Raw genomic sequence first — 14,412 nt, forward strand, 5'->3', positions numbered from 1 at the left:
GGCGTTGCCATGCCGTCCCTTGCCGCTAATGTCACGCCCGCCATGACCGCGCGCCCTTCGCAAACCGACACCGACATCGCCCCGCCCGTACTCAAGCTGCCGGCGGGGCTGACCTTTGCCGGCCTCGTCGGCGGGATCGTGCTCGGTCTCCTGCTTGCGGGCACCGCGACCGAGGAGCTGGTGCTGCAGGTGGCGGAGCCGGTCGGGTCGCTGTGGCTGCGCGCCCTGCAGATGACGATCATCCCGCTGGTGGCCGCCCTGCTGGTCGTCGGTATCGGCAAGATGGTGGCCACCGCGCGGGCCGGCGCCATGGCCAAGACCACGCTGGTCGGCATTTTCTCGATCCTTGCCGCGGGCACGATCTTCGCCGCCTTTGCCATGCCGGCGCTGCTGGCGCTGTTCCCCGTGCCCATCGAGGCGGGGCAGGTGCTGGCGGCCGAGACGGTGGAGCCGCAACAAGTCCCCGGCCTCGGCGATTTCCTGACCTCGCTGGTCAGCCCGAACATCATCGCGGCCGCCGCCGAAACGCAAATGCTGCCGCTGATCATCTTCTTCGGCGCATTGGGGTTCGCGATCGCCCGACTGCCGGAGGCGCAGCGCGCGCAAATGGCGGGGTTCTTCGCCGCGCTGGCCGATGCGATGCTGGTCATCGTCGGCTGGGTCCTGTGGCTGGCGCCGGTCGGCGTGTTCGCGCTGGCGATCGGGATGGCGGCGCGCGCAGGCGCGGGGGCCATCGCCGCGCTGGGCCATTATATCCTGACCGTTTCGGCAATGGGCTTCGTGGTGTTCGTAGCCGCCTACGTGGTCGCATGGGCGGGCGCAGGCTTCTCGCCGCTGCGCTTCGGGCGCGCCATCGTGCCCGCACAGGCGGTGGCGCTGTCCACCCAGAGCTCGCTCGCCAGCCTGCCGCCGATGCTCGAAAGCTGCCGCAGGCTCGGCATCCGTGCGGCTGCCGCGGACTTCGTGCTGCCGCTTGCGGTCGCCATCTTCCGCGCAACCAGCCCGGCGATGAATCTGGCGGTCGCGATCTACGTCGCGGTGCTGACCGGTGTCGAACTGACTCCCGGCGTACTCGCGGCGGGGGCGGCGGTGGCGCTCGTCACCACCATCGGCTCCGTCAGCCTGCCCGGCTCGGTCAGCTTCGTGACGTCCATCGGCCCCATCGCGCTCGCCATGGGTGTGCCCATCGGCCCATTGGCGCTGCTGGTGGCGGTGGAGATGATCCCGGACCTGATGCGCACCGTCGGCAACGTCACCATGAATGTCGCGCTGGCGGGCACGGTCGACCGGCGCACCGGTGGCGCTGTGGAGGCGTAAACTTTTCGGACCCGACGGCGCTCTCGTGCGTTGGCCCGATGACATCCCCAGCTACAACAGAATGGATCCAACCATGGCTTTCAAACTCATCGACCTGCCCTTTGCCGCCGACGCGCTGGACCCGGCCATTTCCGCCGAGACGTTCAGCTACCACCACGGCAAGCACCACCAGGCCTATATCGACAAGACCAATAAGGCGATCGAAGGCACGGACCATGCGGACAAGAGCCTGGAAGACATCATCGCCGCCGCACGCGGCAGCGACCAGGGCCTGTTCAACAACGCCGCGCAAAGCTGGAACCACGGCTTCTACTGGCATTCGCTGAGCGCCGACGCCAAGTCGCCGAGCGGCGCGCTGGCCGACAAGATCGACGAGGCTTTCGGCAGCTTCGCCGAATTGAAGGACAAGCTGGCCGATCGCGGCGCCGGCCACTTCGCCAGCGGCTGGGTCTGGCTGGCCGAAAAGGGCGGCAAGCTCAGCATCGAGGAAACACATGACGGCGACACTCTGGCCGACAGCGACTTCAACCCGCTGCTGACGATCGACGTGTGGGAGCATGCCTACTACCTCGACCACCAGAACAAGCGCCCGGAATACCTGAAGGAAGTGATCGAGAACCACCTCGACTGGGACTTTGCGGCAGATAACTTGGAGCGCGGATCGAGCTGGACCTACCCCGCCTGATCCTTCGCCCGCACCGACAACGAAAAGCCCGCCGTAAGGCGGGCTTTTTTGTGTCAGTCTGCTGCCGCGATCGTGGCGGCGGGTGCGGGGACCTCGTCGCTCTCTGGCGGATTGAACAGCGGCTCGCCGAACAGGAAGCCGATCAGGTTGGGCCTGCCGACATGGTCGAACAGGGCGGTCAGCGTCAGCAGGATGGGCACCGACAGCAGTGCGCCGGTGATGCCCCAGATCCACGAGAAATAGCTGAGGGCGATCAGGATCATGACCGGGTTCATGGTGAAGCGCGCGCCGAGGATGGTCGGCGTGACGATATTCGCCTCGATCGTATGCAAGGCCAGATAGGCGAGGGCCGGGATCAGGCCGAGCAGCATCGTCTCCGCCGTGCCGACGCCGAACAGCGTCAGCAGGCCGATCATCGCGACCGGGCCGATATAGGGCAGGAAATTGAGAAGCGCGGCGAGGCCGCCCCACATGATCGGCGCATCCACGCCGAGCGCCCACGCGCCCAGCGCCACGATTACGCCCTGGCCGGCATTGATCATGGCGACGGTAAGCATGTAGATCGCCACGCGGTCCTGCACGTCGCGCATCACGCGCGCGGCCTTGACGCTGGCGCCGAAATCGCTGCGTTCCAGCAGCAGGCGGCGGCGCATGCGCACGCGCGCCTCGATCATGAAGAAGGCCATCAGGAAGGTGAGCAGGATCGCCAGCACCGCCGTCGGCGTCGCCACGGCGAGCTGCTGCAGGACGCTGGGCCCGGCGAGCACGACTTGCGGGCCGTCCTGCGTGTTGCCGCCCACCATCGTGGCGAGATCGTCGTTGAGCTCGATGACCCACGCAAAGGTGCCCCGCAATTCGCCCAGCCGCTCCGATATCGTCCGGAACATGGCCGGCACCTCGTCGATCAGATCGACTGCCGGCAGGAACACCAGCGCAAGCGCGAAGACGACGAGCGTGAAGAAAACGAGCAGCGCGAAGAGCGAGGACAGGATATTAGGCAGGCCCCATGCCGCGAAGCGGTCGGCCAGCGGCGACAGGATGATGGTGATCATCAGCGCCGTAACCACGGGGAGGAACACCACCGATCCGATCGACAGGACGAATGGCAGCGCCAGGAACAGCCCGAAGCCGATGAACACCACTAGCACGGAAATGAGGCGCAATTCCTGTTCGGCAAAGGCCGCCGCACGAAACAGGCTCGTGCGCGCACCATGCACCGGCTTGTCGGCGGGGGCCGTGTCCGTGCGGGTTACGGGATCGCTTTCGCTCATACGCGAGAGTCTTGCCGCATTTTCGCCCGATTAGCGAGTGGGTTCGGACTTCCCGAGGCCGGCGGCCACATCGTCCAGCTCTTCCAGGATGGCGCGTTGCGCGCGCGCATCGTCGACGGAGCGCTGGGGGATGTCGCCATCTTCGAGCATGCTGGTGAGCGCGGCGCGAGCGCGGCCCACGCGGCTCTTGATCGTGCCGACCGCGCAACCGCAGATTTCGGCCGCTTCTTCGTACGAAAAGCCGCCGGCACCGACCAGCAACAGCGCCTCGCGCCGTTCGGGCGGCAGCGTCAACATTGCGCGGTGCATGTCGGACAGGTGGACAGGCTCTTCCTGCCCGGCAGGGGCGGTCAGGATGCGTTCGGCCACCGTTTCGTCATACTCGCCGCGGAAGCGGTTGCGGCGCATGTCGGTCAAGTAGGCGTTGCGCAGGATCACGAAGGTCCAGGCGCGCATCGACGTGCCCGGCTCGAACCGCTGCTGTGCGGCCCATGCCTTTAGGAGCGCTTCCTGCACTAGGTCGTCGGCCATGTCGGGGCGGCCGCACAGGCCGCGCGCGAATGCGCGCAGGTGCGGCACGACTTCCGTCAGCTCGCGCTTGAAAGCCGCCTGGTCTTCGGCGCTGCGATTGTTTTCCGGCTTGGGCATCAGTGCTTCGACGCGTCCAGTTTCGAAAGGAGATCCTTTAAGCTGTCGGGCAGGTCCTCTTCCACGACGGAATCGTATAGCTGCCGCAAGCCGTTAGCCCAACCGGGCTCCTTTTCCGTGCTAGCTCTTTCCGTTCCGTCCATTCCCGTTCCGACCTTCTGAGACCCCGCTTTGTCGGCAGGTTTGATGGGTTCTTTCGATGTCATTCGAATGCCTTAGTACGCGTGTTGCAAGCCAATGCCGCCCCGTCGGGCGGCAAAGCAATCAATCCGAGTGCCAATTGTTAACAGTTGGTACCCCGTCGTCCGTGGAAATTGGAACGAAAGCCGGCCTGCACGGTTCCCGCGATGCACGGATTATCGCCGCAATTGTGCGCATTTCCGGCATGATTGTGAACCCGGCCCGCTTGTGAGGGCTTAATTCTTGGCGAAAGAAGGAATTTTCCCGCTGTCACCTGCGCTCCCCCGAAGAAAGCTTTCGCGCAGGTTGCTGGTGGAATATCCGCGGGCGATCCCGCTGGCGCTGTTCGCGCTGGTGATGATGATTACCGGGCTGTCCGTTTTCGCGATGGAGCGGGGCGAGGACCGGCGGACGGAGGCGATGCTGATTGCACGCGCCGAATCCGTTTCCAGCGCGCTGGAGAGGCGGGCCAACGCCAATTCATCCTACCTTCGGGCCGGGGCTGCGCTGTTCGCGACGCTGGACGACGTGCCGCGGTCCCGCTTCGACCGCTTCGTCAGCGAATTGCGGCTCGATTCCGATTATCGCGGGGCCGAGGGCTTTGGCTGGGCGCCGGTCGTGCGGCGCAGCGAATTTGCCGCGTGGTCGGACGCGCGCGAAAGCGAAAACAGCCTGCGGACGCAAATATTTCCCGCGCTTGTCCCCGGCCAGCCCTTCGCCGTCCCGGTGACTTTCCTGCAGCCCGATACCGAGCGCAATCGCCGCGCGCTCGGCTTCGACATGTATTCCGAGACCGTCCGGCGACAGGCTATGCAAGAGGCGTTCCGTGACCTGCGCCCGACCGCGTCGGGGCAGGTCGTTCTTGTGCAGGAAGGGGCGGCGCCCGAACCCGGCTTCCTCATCTATATGCCGGTGGTTGTGCGCGAAGAGGCCGGGCCGCGGCTGAAGGGCTTCATCTACAGCCCCTTCAATGCCGCCGACTTCCTCGGCTCGGCCCTTGAGCTGGAAGGTGCCAGCGATTTCGGTGTGCGCTTCTACGACGCGGTGGACGGCAAGGAGCAGTTGCTCGCCAGCGCGGGGGTGGAAGACGGGGGCAAGAACAAGGTTCGTCAGGGAATCCGGTTCGCCAACCATCGCTGGGTGCTGGAAGTCTACGCGCCGTCGACTTCAGCACTGTCCACCCTGTCGCTGCTGACCTTGCTGTTCGGCCTGATGGTGGCCTTGCTGCTGATGATGGTCGTGCGCCTTTTGACGCAGCAGGCGTTCGAGGACGATGCCGCGATTAGCTGGTTCGCCGAACAGGCATCCATCCGCAACTCGCTGACCCGCGAGCTCAACCACCGGGTGAAGAACACGCTTGCCAATGTGCTGTCGATCGTGGCGCTGACCCGCCGACGGGCCAGTTCGCTCGACGAGTTTGCCGACGGCATCGACGGCCGCATCCGCGCGCTGAGCGCGACGCACGACCTGCTGACCCATTCCGACTGGGGCACTACTCCGGTGCGCGCGGTGATCGAGGCAGAGCTTGCCCCCTATGCACGTGATTCGGAGCGCATGCTCAACCTCGACGGCCCAGATTCAGAGCTTGCCCCCAACGATGCGCTTTCGCTGGGCCTTGCCATCCACGAGCTCGCCACCAACGCCGCCAAATACGGCGCGCTGAGCGTACCCGGTGGGCGGATCGATATCCGGTGGCAAGAGGTAGACGGCAACACGATCCGGCTGGACTGGGCCGAAAGCGGAGGTCCGGAAGTGAAGCAGGAGCGCGCGCGCGGGTTCGGCACCGACCTGATCGAGAAGATCGTGGCGCACGAGCTCGGCCGCCCCGTCGACCTTCGCTTCGATCCGGAAGGTGTGAAGTGCACCATGCTGGTGCCGCTGCGCCAGCCAACCGACTTTTCCCTGCGCGCACGCGACGCAGGCGAAGAAAAACCGCCCGCCTCCTGAGGGGAAGCGGGCGGCTTGTTTCTCAACCGGTCTGTACGGTTGGATTGATCAGGTCAGCGGACGGCTGCTGTTGAAGAACAGGGCCTGACTGATCGCCGTGCGGACCGATGCCTCCTGGAAAGGCTTGGTGATGAGGTAGGTCGGTTCCGGCCGGTCGCCGGTCAGCAGCCGCTCGGGATAGGCGGTGATGAAGATCACCGGCACGCTGCCGATTTCGAGGATGTCGTCCACTGCATCGAGGCCCGAACTGCCGTCCGCAAGCTGGATGTCGGCGAGGACGAGGCCGGGTCGCGTCTCGGCGACCACCTGCTGTGCCTGCGTCCGGGTTGCGGCGGTGCCGCAAATCTCGTGGCCCAGCGAGCGCACCAGGTCTTCCAGCTGCATCGAAATGAGCGGCTCGTCCTCGATGATCAGGACGCTGGTCGTGCTCTCGCGGTCGATTTCCGACACGGCTTCGGAAACCAGGCTGGCGACGTCGTCGGCCGACATGCCCATGATTTTGCCCGCATCCTCGTTGGAGAAATCTTCCAGCGTGGTGAGGAGGAGCGCCTGCCGATTGACCGGCGTGATCCGGCGAAGGCGATCCTGCGCACTGCCTTCGTGATCGTCGCCACCGCTGTCGGCGGCGACTTCCATGTGCGCGCTGCTCCACAGCTTGTCGAATGCGCGGTAAAGCGGCACGCGGCCACCTTCGGCCAGTTCCTGCTTCAGTTGTTCGTCGGCGAGCGCTGCTTCCAGCGTCTGGCGGACGAAGGCATCCCCGGTCCCTTGTGACCCCGTGAGCGCGCGGGCGTAGCGCCGCAAATATGGAAGATTCGCGGCAACCTGATCGGCCAATGACATGTAATTGAAATCCCTTCCGTCTGTGTATACGCCTGTCGAACGCCGACCTTCGCGCATGGTTCCCGAACGGGAACCCGTGCGCCGGGCGGTGAGTTGTTTAGGCCGGATCGCTCGACATACCCAAGGGATGCGGACGGTTTTCCGGCGTGTCCGGGGGGGCAGCCGATATGGAAACCAGCACCGATCTTATCGAATGCCGTGATTGTCCGCTGGCGTGCCGGCCCGGCCTCACCCCGATCGAGCCCGACCGGCTGACGCTGGTCGAGGATTTCAAGCGCGGCGAGATGGTGCTGGAAGCAGGCAACACGCTGATCCGCCAGGGCCAGCCGCAGGACAAGCTGTATACCGTGCTCGAAGGCGTGCTGATCCGCTACCGCGAACTGCCGGGCGACGATGGGCGCCAGATCGTCAATTTCATGTTCCCCGGCGACTTGCTCGGCCTGCAGGCCGTGCGCGGCGATGCGCCGTCGCACGGGGTCGATACCGTGACCGCGGCGCGCCTGTGCGTTTTCCCGCAGGATCGTTTCAACGATCTCATCGCGAAAGAACCCGCCTTCGGGTTCGACATCGTGTGGTTGGCCGCCAAGGAGGAGCGGGCGCTGGAAAGCCACCTCGTCACGCTCGGCAAGCGCCGTGCTGCCGAGCGCATCGCCTATCTGGCGCTGTTCCTGGTCGAGCGCGCGTATGAAAGCGGCTATGCCGACAGCAAGACGCGGCTGCGCTTACCGCTGACCCAGGCGCAGATCGGCGACATGCTGGGCCTTTCGCTGGTCCATGCGAACCGCTCTATCCAGCAGCTGCGCGAAAGCGGGCTGGTAGACTGGAAGCGGGGGGAGATCGTAATCCACGATCTGGCTGCCACGGTGGAATTCGCCGAATACCAGTCGCCCCATATTTCTCCGCGCCCATACCTCTGAATTCCGAGGGATTTGTCGCCACCGCAAATAATCTTTAAAAAAGTTTGGAGGGCGGGAACCGCTTTTCTTGCCGCGCATTTCCCTATTGTCACCGCCGAGACCCCCCTCCCGTCCAAGCGGCCGGTGATACGATCCCGAAAGGCCTCCGTTCAAAAGAGCGGAGGCCTTTTTTCTTGTCCGCTGACCGTGAGAAGAAGGGGCGTTGCCGCCACGGACACTGGCGGCGTCGCGCACGCTGCACAGGTCTGATCGGAAATGGCTGGATGCCCGCAGGCGAATTATCAGGCGAGCGCGCCCTTGATCCGCGCGAGCAGCGACTTGTTCACCGGCTGGCGCAGCGCCTCGACGAGTTCAGCAGGATCGTAGGGTTTTTCGAGCACCGGGCCGAGCTCCGCGATTTCCGGCGGGATCGCTTCCGGCAGGCCGGTCTGAAACACGATGCGCGGCGGCTTGGGACCGATGACCTGCACCAGCTCGGCCAGCGCCCAGCCGTCGTTCCGGTCGGAAAGGTGGATGTCGAGCACGATCGCGTAGGGCTTCTTGGCCTCGATCGCGGCAAGGGAGGATTGCAGTTCGGGAAGGACGATGACCTCCTCCACGCCCGCATCCTCCAGCGTGGCTTCGATGGCGGCGCCAAGGATCGGATCGTCTTCCACCACGAGGACACGCTTCAGCCCGCTCAAGGCGGGCTGGTCGGCGGGTTTCGTTCTGCGCATCGGGAAAAGTCCAGTCCTGCGCCGCCGGATGGCGACGCCCACGTTTCCGAACGAGGCCCCCTGACCTTTGTTCCCGCCCGGAAACGCTGTCGCTACAAAGCCTTGCCGTAAATGCGGTATTCGCGATTGACGGTGCATTGGATCGCGTCGGCGATGGCGACCATCCCCTGGTTGTCTTCCAGAATCCAGCCGATCTCGCCGCGGGTCGCGCCGTAATTCGCGACCGATGCGTTGCGGATCGTATCGATCATCATGAATGCCACTTGCGACGCGAGCCGGCTATTGCGGTGTTTTCTCACCACCCCCATCAGCGGGACGCGCACCGTGCTCCCTATGGGCTTGCGGAGCCATTTCAGCAAGGTAAACCAGCCGAAGGGGAACAGCTTGCCTTTCGTCTTCGCCAGCGGCTCGTTGAAATCCGGCAGCGTCATCATGAAGGCGATCGGCTCTCCGTCGAGCTCCGCGATCATGATCAGGTCCTCGCGCACCAGCGGCTTCATCTTCTTGCCGACATAGGCGATCTCGGTCTCGGTAAAGGGGACGAAGCCCCAGTTGCCGGACCAGGCATCGTTGAGGATGCCGATGATGATTTTCGCCTCATCCTCGTACCGGCTGCGGTCGACCTTGCGCAGGGTGATCCGATCATTGCGATGGCCGGACTGGACGATGCGGCGGATCAGCGGCGGGAATTCCTGAGTGATGTCGAGCTCGTAAGTGAGCAGGCGCTTGGCGGTTGTGTAGCCGGCGCTTTCGATCCAGCCTTCGTAACGCTTGGGCTGGTGGCCCATGAGCACCGTGGGCGGATGGTCGTGGCCAAGCACCAGCTGCCCAGGCTCCTCCCACACCGACAGGCTGATCGGGGCGAGGACCCTGGTCATGCCTTCAGCGCGTAGCCACTCTTCGGCGCGCGCGATGAGCGCGTGGGCGACCGGCTCGCTTTCCGCTTCGAGCAGGCCCCAGTTGCCGGTGCCCGGGCCCATGCCCTGCTCGGGCGGCTGGGCCAGCGCCAGTTCGTCGATATGGGCGGAAATCCGGCCGACGACCCGGGCGCCCTGCCGCGCGAGGAAATACTGCACCCTCGCGTGTTCATGGAACGGGTTGCGGCCCGGCGTCAGCAGCTCGACCATGTCGCCGCGCAGCGGCGCGACCCAGTTGGGATCGTCGCGGTTCAGCCGATAACTGAGATCGATAAATGCATCGAGGTCGCGCTTGCCGCCGACCGGATCGATCACTACCTGCCCGTCGCCCACACAAACCCTCGCATTATCCGTTCAGCGCGGGTTAGCCCTGTTTCGGATAGGCGGGCAATGTCAAGCATGGGGCGCAGGCGCCGCGCCCTGCACGAATTGCGGCAATTAGCATTTGATGATAGAGGCGCGGGCACGCAGAGCCGCACAAATCCGCGAAAAACCTGCGGCGCGGCCGGCTTCGGAACGAGCGAGACATGAACGCACATCGGACATTTTCGGCGGACACGGCTGCATCGGTGGATGCAGGCGCGCAGCTGCGCGATGCATCCGCGCATCCGCGCAGCTGGCATGCCCAGATGCCGGACGACAAGGTGATGCTGCGCGCTGTCCGCGACCTGACCAAGGACCTGGGCGAAGCCAAGCCGCATGTCTTCTGGCCCGACATGCTGGCTTCGGCTGCCGTCGGTTACGCCGGGATGGCGGGCGCGATCGGCCTGCAGAACGGCTGGCTGGCACTGGGCTGTGCGGTCGTGTCCGTGCTCGCCTTCTACCGCGCGCTGCTGTTCATCCACGAACTGAGCCACATCCACCGCAACGCGCTGCCCGGATTCCGCCTTGCGTGGAACGCGCTGGTCGGCGTGCCGATGCTGACGCCGTCCTTCATGTACGAAGGCGTGCACACACTGCACCATAAGCGCACGCAATACGGCACGGTGGAGGATCCGGAATATTTGCCGCTGGCGCTGATGAAGCCATGGTCGCTGCCCGGCTTCGTCATCATCGCCGCCCTGCTTCCCGTCGGCCTGCTGATCCGTTTTGGCATCCTGAACCCGCTCAGCGCGATCATCCCGCCGCTGCGCCAGCTTGTCTGGCAGCGAGCCTCTGCACTGGCCATCAATCCGGACTTCCGCCGCCGCCCGCCCGAAGGCGACATCAAGCGCCGCGTGTTCTGGCAGGAAATCGGCGGCACCGCGATGGCGCTCGCCTATTTCGCCTCCGTCCCGCTGTTCGGCTGGAAGCCGCTGCTGACGGGTATCGCGATCATTTCCGCCGTCGCCGTGTTCAACCAGGTCCGCACGCTTGTCGCCCACCTGTGGGAGAACGATGGTGAGGCGATGACGGTGACCGCGCAATATCTCGACAGCGTCAACGTGCCGCCGCCGTCGCCCTTCGCGGCGATCTGGGCGCCCGTCGGGCTGCGCTACCACGCGCTGCACCACCTGATGCCGTCCATGCCCTATCACGACCTTGGCGAATGCCATCGCCGGCTGAAAGCCGGGCTGGACAGCGATTCCAGCTATCACGGCGCCAACCACGCCGGCCTCCGGCCGCTGGTCGCCCGGCTTGCACGCAGCACGATGGGCGGGCGCGGCTGACCGGCACGAAAAAGGCCCCGCGCATCGCTGCGCAGGGCCCGTTCCGTTCGGGTGGGCGACTTAGTCGGTGGTGACGGTTGCCGAGGGATCTTCGTCGACATTCGCATCGACCGAGGTCGAGCCGTCGGTCACCGAAACGTCCGCACCGTTCTCGTCGACCGAAACAGTGGTGCCGTCCGCACCGTCGGTGGCCATCGCGCCGTCGGCTGCCATGCCGTCGGTAGCGGTGGTGTCGGCCGGGGTGTTCATGGCCGCAGTATCGTCGGCCGTGGCATCGGTTTCGACGTCGTCGGTCGCCGTTTCGCCGCAAGCGCCAAGCAGGGCAATGGCGGGCAGGGCTGCAAGTACGATTTTCTTCATAGGGGAACTCCTTGTGGTCCGTGACATAAACTGGCCACGTTTGCCTTAGTTCCGCCTTATTTACGATTCACGCAAGAAATTTGATCATCGCCACGCGTTTTTCCGCCGGCAGGCCGTGGGCGATTTCCTGTGCGATTTCGGCTTCGAGCCGGGGATGCGTATCGAGGTGCTCGACTTCGACGAAGCCCAGCCTCGCATAGAACGGCGCGTTCCACGGGACGTGGCGGAAGGTGGTCAGTGTCACCGCGGAGAAACCCGCATTGGCGGCATCGATCAGGCAGCCGCGGACCAGCGCCGCGCCGATGCCCTTCTTCTGGTGATCCGGGTGGACATCGAGCTCGACCATGGCCAGCTCGCGCCCTTCCGGCCGGCAGGTGACGAAACCGACAATGCGGCCGTCTGCCTCTGCGACCAGGCAGTGACCGCGCGCGATATAGGCGCGCTGCGCATCGGTGGATATGGCGTGCGTCCCGGCGGTACCGATATCGTCGACATCGCGAAACAGCGCGCCGGCGGCCGCCTCGATATCCGGCAGCGCCTCCGCATCCGCCGCCCGCGCGAGGCGGATGTTCCAGCCGGTCACTCTTCGGTCCGGATGAGGACGGTTTCGCCCACCAGCGCGAACAGGACGAAGGGCGCCCACGCGGCCAGCAGCGGCGGATAGCCGCCGAAATTGCCGATCGCGAGCGCGGCGTTGTCGACCACGAAATAGGCGAAACCCAGACTCATCCCTATCACGGCGCGCAGGAACAGCTGGCCGGAACGGGCGAGGCCGAACGCGGCAACCGCGCCCAGAAGCGGCATTAGTATCGCCGCCATCGGGCCCGATATCTTGTGCCACCAGATCGCGCGCAATTCGTCGGTGCGCTTGCCGGCCGCCTCCAGCGCTTCGATGGAATCGGCCAGCTGGGCCAGCGTCTCCGCCTCCCCGTCGACATTCTCGATGCCCACCTCTTCGGGGCCGATATCGGTGCCGACAACCGGCGCATCGGCCGCGTCTTCCACCACCGTCTCGCTGGCGGAGGCGACGCGGAAGATCTGCGCATTCTCGAGCCGCCAGCCCGGCGCGGCGTAAGTCGCGCGCTCTGCCCGGATCTCGCTCGTCAGCATGCCGTTGGGGTCGAGCTCGTACCAGGTCACGCCGCGCATCACCGTATCCTCGCCCCGACCGCCCGCGACGCGCGAATAAAGCACGGCGTTGTCGCTGCGCATGTAGATGTTGCGCTTCAGCCCGTCGTCGGTCGGTACCTCGCCGAAATCGACCGCCTTCCAGGCCTCCAGCGTCGCGGCGGCGCGGGTCACCACCCGCTCGTTGAAGGCGAAGCTCAGCCCCGCAATCACCGTGGCGGTCAGGATCAGCGGCGCCAGAACTTGGTGTGCGGACAGGCCCGACGCCTTCATGGCGATGACCTCCGAATTCGCGTTCAGCCCCGCCAGCGTGATGATCGTGGCGAGCAACACGGAATAGGGCAGGAACCGCGCGATCATCTGCGGGATGCGCAGCGAGAGATAGGTGAGGATTTCCGCCTGTCCGTTGCCTTCCACCGCCATGATCTTGCCGCTGTTGGACAGGAGGTCGAGCGCCATCAGCACCGTGATCAGCATCACCAGCACCGCAGCGATGCGGACGATGAACATCTTGGCGAGATAAAGCGTCAGCGTACGCGAGGGGAAGAAATCAAGTCGCACCAAGCACCTCCTCGCGCGGGACATGCTGCTTCGGGCGGCGGCCCTTGAAGACGCGGCCGATCGCCTTGCCGATCTTGCCGAAGGCCACTTCCAGCGCGCCGATGGGCTGGCCGCCCGGCACGTGCGCCACTTTCCAGTACATCCACACGATCAGCGCGGAGAACGCGGCGAAGGGCCCCCACAACGCCAGGAACGGATCGACCCGCCCCTGCGCGCCCAGCGCCGCGCCGTATTCGTTCACCTTGTGATAGGCCACGACCATGACGATGGAGATGAAGATGCCGAGCGCGCTGGTCGACCGCTTGGGCGGGATCGCCAGCGCCACCGCCAACAGCGGCAGCAGGAACATCATCGCCACCTCGACCATGCGGAAGTTGAACGCGGACTGGCTGCCGTCGCGCGTCGTTTCGGAAAAGCCCCGGTTCCAGCCGATTTCGAGCAGTTCGGGCAGTATATATTCCTTTTCCTTCCCGCCGCGGTCGCGGAAACGCTCGATGGCCGGCAGGTCGATCGGCAGGTCGTTGCGGCTGAAGGTGAGCACACGCGGGGTGATGCCCGGCTCGTCATGCACGATGATGCCGTCCGACAGTCGCAGGATGATCGTGTCGCGGCTCTCCGCGCTGGCGAGGAAGCGGCCCTCGCGCGCGCTGATCGACAGGACCTGCCCGTCCTCGTTGGCCAGGCGTGCGAAGATACGGCCCAGCTGCCGCCCGTCGTCCTCGCTCTCCTCGATCCGCAAGGCGACGCGGTCTTCCAGCCGGGTGAATTCGCCCACCTTGATCGATGCGCCGAGCGCGCCCGAGCGCAGTTCGTACTGCAATTCCTCGTAATAATAGGCGGCGAGCGGCTGAAGATAACCGACGATCATGAAGTTCAGCGCCACCATGAACAGCGTGATGAGGTAGGGTACGCGCAGCAGCCGGCCATAGCTGAGGCCGACGGCGCGCATGACGTCGATCTCGCTCGACAGGGCGAGCTTGCGGAACGCGAAGAGGATGCCGAGCATCAGGCCCAGCGGGATGGCGAGGCTCGCGTATTCGGGCAGCAGGTTCGCCAGCATCTTGAAGACGATGTCGATCGGCCCGCCTTCGCTGGCGACGAAATCGAACAGCGACAGCATCTTGTCCAGCATCAGCAGCGATGCCGCGATCACGAACACCGAGATCATCGGCACCATCACCAGCTTGAAGATGTAGCGGTCGAGAGCGGTGAGAAACTTCAAGACTATCCCGGATCAGCTGGCAGGCCGCGGCGTGCGGACTGGCGCTATAGC

The 14,412-nt window shown here is 65.1% G+C and carries 15 protein-coding genes; 5 read left to right on the top strand and 10 right to left on the bottom strand.

Going from position 1 to position 14,412, the window contains the following annotated elements; translation table 11 throughout:
- Window positions 1-9 precede the first annotated feature (9 nt).
- Together QQW98_RS07500 and QQW98_RS07505 are read left to right on the top strand one after the other, a co-directional pair.
- Window positions 10-1,317, top strand: a complete 1,308-nt coding sequence (locus tag QQW98_RS07500) for a dicarboxylate/amino acid:cation symporter (RefSeq protein ID WP_290134366.1) — start codon at window positions 10-12, stop codon at window positions 1,315-1,317.
- Between the two features lie 73 nt (window positions 1,318-1,390).
- Window positions 1,391-2,002 carry a superoxide dismutase gene (locus QQW98_RS07505; RefSeq protein WP_290134367.1) on the top strand — a complete coding sequence of 204 codons (612 nt, stop codon included), beginning with the start codon at window positions 1,391-1,393 and terminating at the stop codon, window positions 2,000-2,002.
- Between the two features lie 53 nt (window positions 2,003-2,055).
- Here the strand turns inward: QQW98_RS07505 and QQW98_RS07510 are convergent, their stop codons facing one another.
- From QQW98_RS07510 to QQW98_RS07520, 3 genes are read right to left on the bottom strand one after another with little or no spacing between them, the layout of a single operon-like run.
- Entirely contained in the window at window positions 2,056-3,273 is a 1,218-nt protein-coding gene (locus QQW98_RS07510; RefSeq protein ID WP_290134368.1) for an AI-2E family transporter, read from the bottom strand.
- Window positions 3,274-3,303: 30 nt separating this feature from the next.
- Entirely contained in the window at window positions 3,304-3,921 is a 618-nt protein-coding gene (locus QQW98_RS07515; RefSeq protein ID WP_290134369.1) for a sigma-70 family RNA polymerase sigma factor, read from the bottom strand.
- Entirely contained in the window at window positions 3,921-4,127 is a 207-nt protein-coding gene (locus QQW98_RS07520) for a NepR family anti-sigma factor (protein WP_319023275.1), read from the bottom strand. The genes QQW98_RS07515 and QQW98_RS07520 overlap by 1 nt, the downstream gene beginning before the upstream one ends.
- 286 nt (window positions 4,128-4,413) lie before the next feature.
- On the opposite strand from QQW98_RS07520, the gene QQW98_RS07525 reads away from it, so the two are divergent.
- Window positions 4,414-6,048, top strand: a complete 1,635-nt coding sequence (locus QQW98_RS07525; protein WP_290134370.1) for a CHASE domain-containing protein — start codon at window positions 4,414-4,416, stop codon at window positions 6,046-6,048.
- Window positions 6,049-6,096: 48 nt separating this feature from the next.
- Here the strand turns inward: QQW98_RS07525 and QQW98_RS07530 are convergent, their stop codons facing one another.
- Window positions 6,097-6,891 (bottom strand): response regulator, encoded by a 795-nt coding sequence (locus QQW98_RS07530; protein ID WP_290134371.1) that lies wholly within the window; start codon window positions 6,889-6,891, stop codon window positions 6,097-6,099.
- A gap of 167 nt (window positions 6,892-7,058) precedes the next feature.
- Here QQW98_RS07530 and QQW98_RS07535 point away from each other — a divergent pair, with 167 nt between their 5' ends.
- Window positions 7,059-7,808, top strand: coding sequence for a Crp/Fnr family transcriptional regulator (locus QQW98_RS07535; protein WP_290134372.1), 750 nt, complete (start codon window positions 7,059-7,061; stop codon window positions 7,806-7,808).
- Between the two features lie 281 nt (window positions 7,809-8,089).
- Here QQW98_RS07535 and QQW98_RS07540 read toward each other — a convergent pair whose 3' ends face one another.
- Entirely contained in the window at window positions 8,090-8,524 is a 435-nt protein-coding gene (locus tag QQW98_RS07540; RefSeq protein ID WP_290134373.1) for a response regulator, read from the bottom strand.
- Window positions 8,525-8,616: 92 nt separating this feature from the next.
- Window positions 8,617-9,774 (bottom strand): N-acetyltransferase, encoded by a 1,158-nt coding sequence (locus tag QQW98_RS07545; RefSeq protein WP_290134374.1) that lies wholly within the window; start codon window positions 9,772-9,774, stop codon window positions 8,617-8,619.
- 194 nt (window positions 9,775-9,968) lie between these two features.
- Here QQW98_RS07545 and QQW98_RS07550 point away from each other — a divergent pair, with 194 nt between their 5' ends.
- Window positions 9,969-11,090 carry a fatty acid desaturase family protein gene (locus QQW98_RS07550; protein ID WP_404800780.1) on the top strand — a complete coding sequence of 374 codons (1,122 nt, stop codon included), beginning with the start codon at window positions 9,969-9,971 and terminating at the stop codon, window positions 11,088-11,090.
- Between the two features lie 60 nt (window positions 11,091-11,150).
- Here QQW98_RS07550 and QQW98_RS07555 read toward each other — a convergent pair whose 3' ends face one another.
- From QQW98_RS07555 to QQW98_RS07570, 4 genes are all read right to left on the bottom strand, one after another.
- Window positions 11,151-11,450, bottom strand: coding sequence for a hypothetical protein (locus QQW98_RS07555; RefSeq protein WP_290134375.1), 300 nt, complete (start codon window positions 11,448-11,450; stop codon window positions 11,151-11,153).
- A 67-nt stretch (window positions 11,451-11,517) separates the two neighbouring features.
- Window positions 11,518-12,033, bottom strand: a complete 516-nt coding sequence (locus tag QQW98_RS07560; RefSeq protein WP_290134376.1) for a GNAT family N-acetyltransferase — start codon at window positions 12,031-12,033, stop codon at window positions 11,518-11,520.
- Entirely contained in the window at window positions 12,030-13,139 is a 1,110-nt protein-coding gene (gene lptG, locus QQW98_RS07565) for an LPS export ABC transporter permease LptG (protein WP_290134377.1), read from the bottom strand. The genes QQW98_RS07560 and lptG overlap by 4 nt, the downstream gene beginning before the upstream one ends.
- On the bottom strand, window positions 13,129-14,361 hold the full coding sequence (locus tag QQW98_RS07570) for an LptF/LptG family permease (RefSeq protein WP_290134378.1): 1,233 nt from the start codon (window positions 14,359-14,361) through the stop codon (window positions 13,129-13,131). The genes lptG and QQW98_RS07570 overlap by 11 nt, the downstream gene beginning before the upstream one ends.
- Window positions 14,362-14,412 lie beyond the last annotated feature (51 nt).

The sequence above is a fragment of the Alteriqipengyuania flavescens genome, assembly GCF_030406725.1.
Taxonomy (GTDB): Bacteria; Pseudomonadota; Alphaproteobacteria; order Sphingomonadales; family Sphingomonadaceae; genus Alteriqipengyuania_B; species Alteriqipengyuania_B flavescens.

Excerpts from the sequence above, each read along its gene's own strand:
- QQW98_RS07500 (WP_290134366.1), top strand. The coding sequence starts at position 10 with ATGCCGTCCCTTGCCGCTAATGTCACGCCCGCCATGACCGCGCGCCCT.
- QQW98_RS07505 (WP_290134367.1), top strand. The coding sequence starts at position 1,391 with ATGGCTTTCAAACTCATCGACCTGCCCTTTGCCGCCGACGCGCTGGAC.
- QQW98_RS07510 (WP_290134368.1), bottom strand. The coding sequence starts at position 3,273 with ATGAGCGAAAGCGATCCCGTAACCCGCACGGACACGGCCCCCGCCGAC.
- QQW98_RS07515 (WP_290134369.1), bottom strand. The coding sequence starts at position 3,921 with ATGCCCAAGCCGGAAAACAATCGCAGCGCCGAAGACCAGGCGGCTTTC.
- QQW98_RS07520 (WP_319023275.1), bottom strand. The coding sequence starts at position 4,127 with ATGACATCGAAAGAACCCATCAAACCTGCCGACAAAGCGGGGTCTCAG.
- QQW98_RS07530 (WP_290134371.1), bottom strand. The coding sequence starts at position 6,891 with ATGTCATTGGCCGATCAGGTTGCCGCGAATCTTCCATATTTGCGGCGC.
- QQW98_RS07535 (WP_290134372.1), top strand. The coding sequence starts at position 7,059 with ATGGAAACCAGCACCGATCTTATCGAATGCCGTGATTGTCCGCTGGCG.
- QQW98_RS07540 (WP_290134373.1), bottom strand. The coding sequence starts at position 8,524 with ATGCGCAGAACGAAACCCGCCGACCAGCCCGCCTTGAGCGGGCTGAAG.
- QQW98_RS07550 (WP_404800780.1), top strand. The coding sequence starts at position 9,969 with ATGAACGCACATCGGACATTTTCGGCGGACACGGCTGCATCGGTGGAT.
- QQW98_RS07555 (WP_290134375.1), bottom strand. The coding sequence starts at position 11,450 with ATGAAGAAAATCGTACTTGCAGCCCTGCCCGCCATTGCCCTGCTTGGC.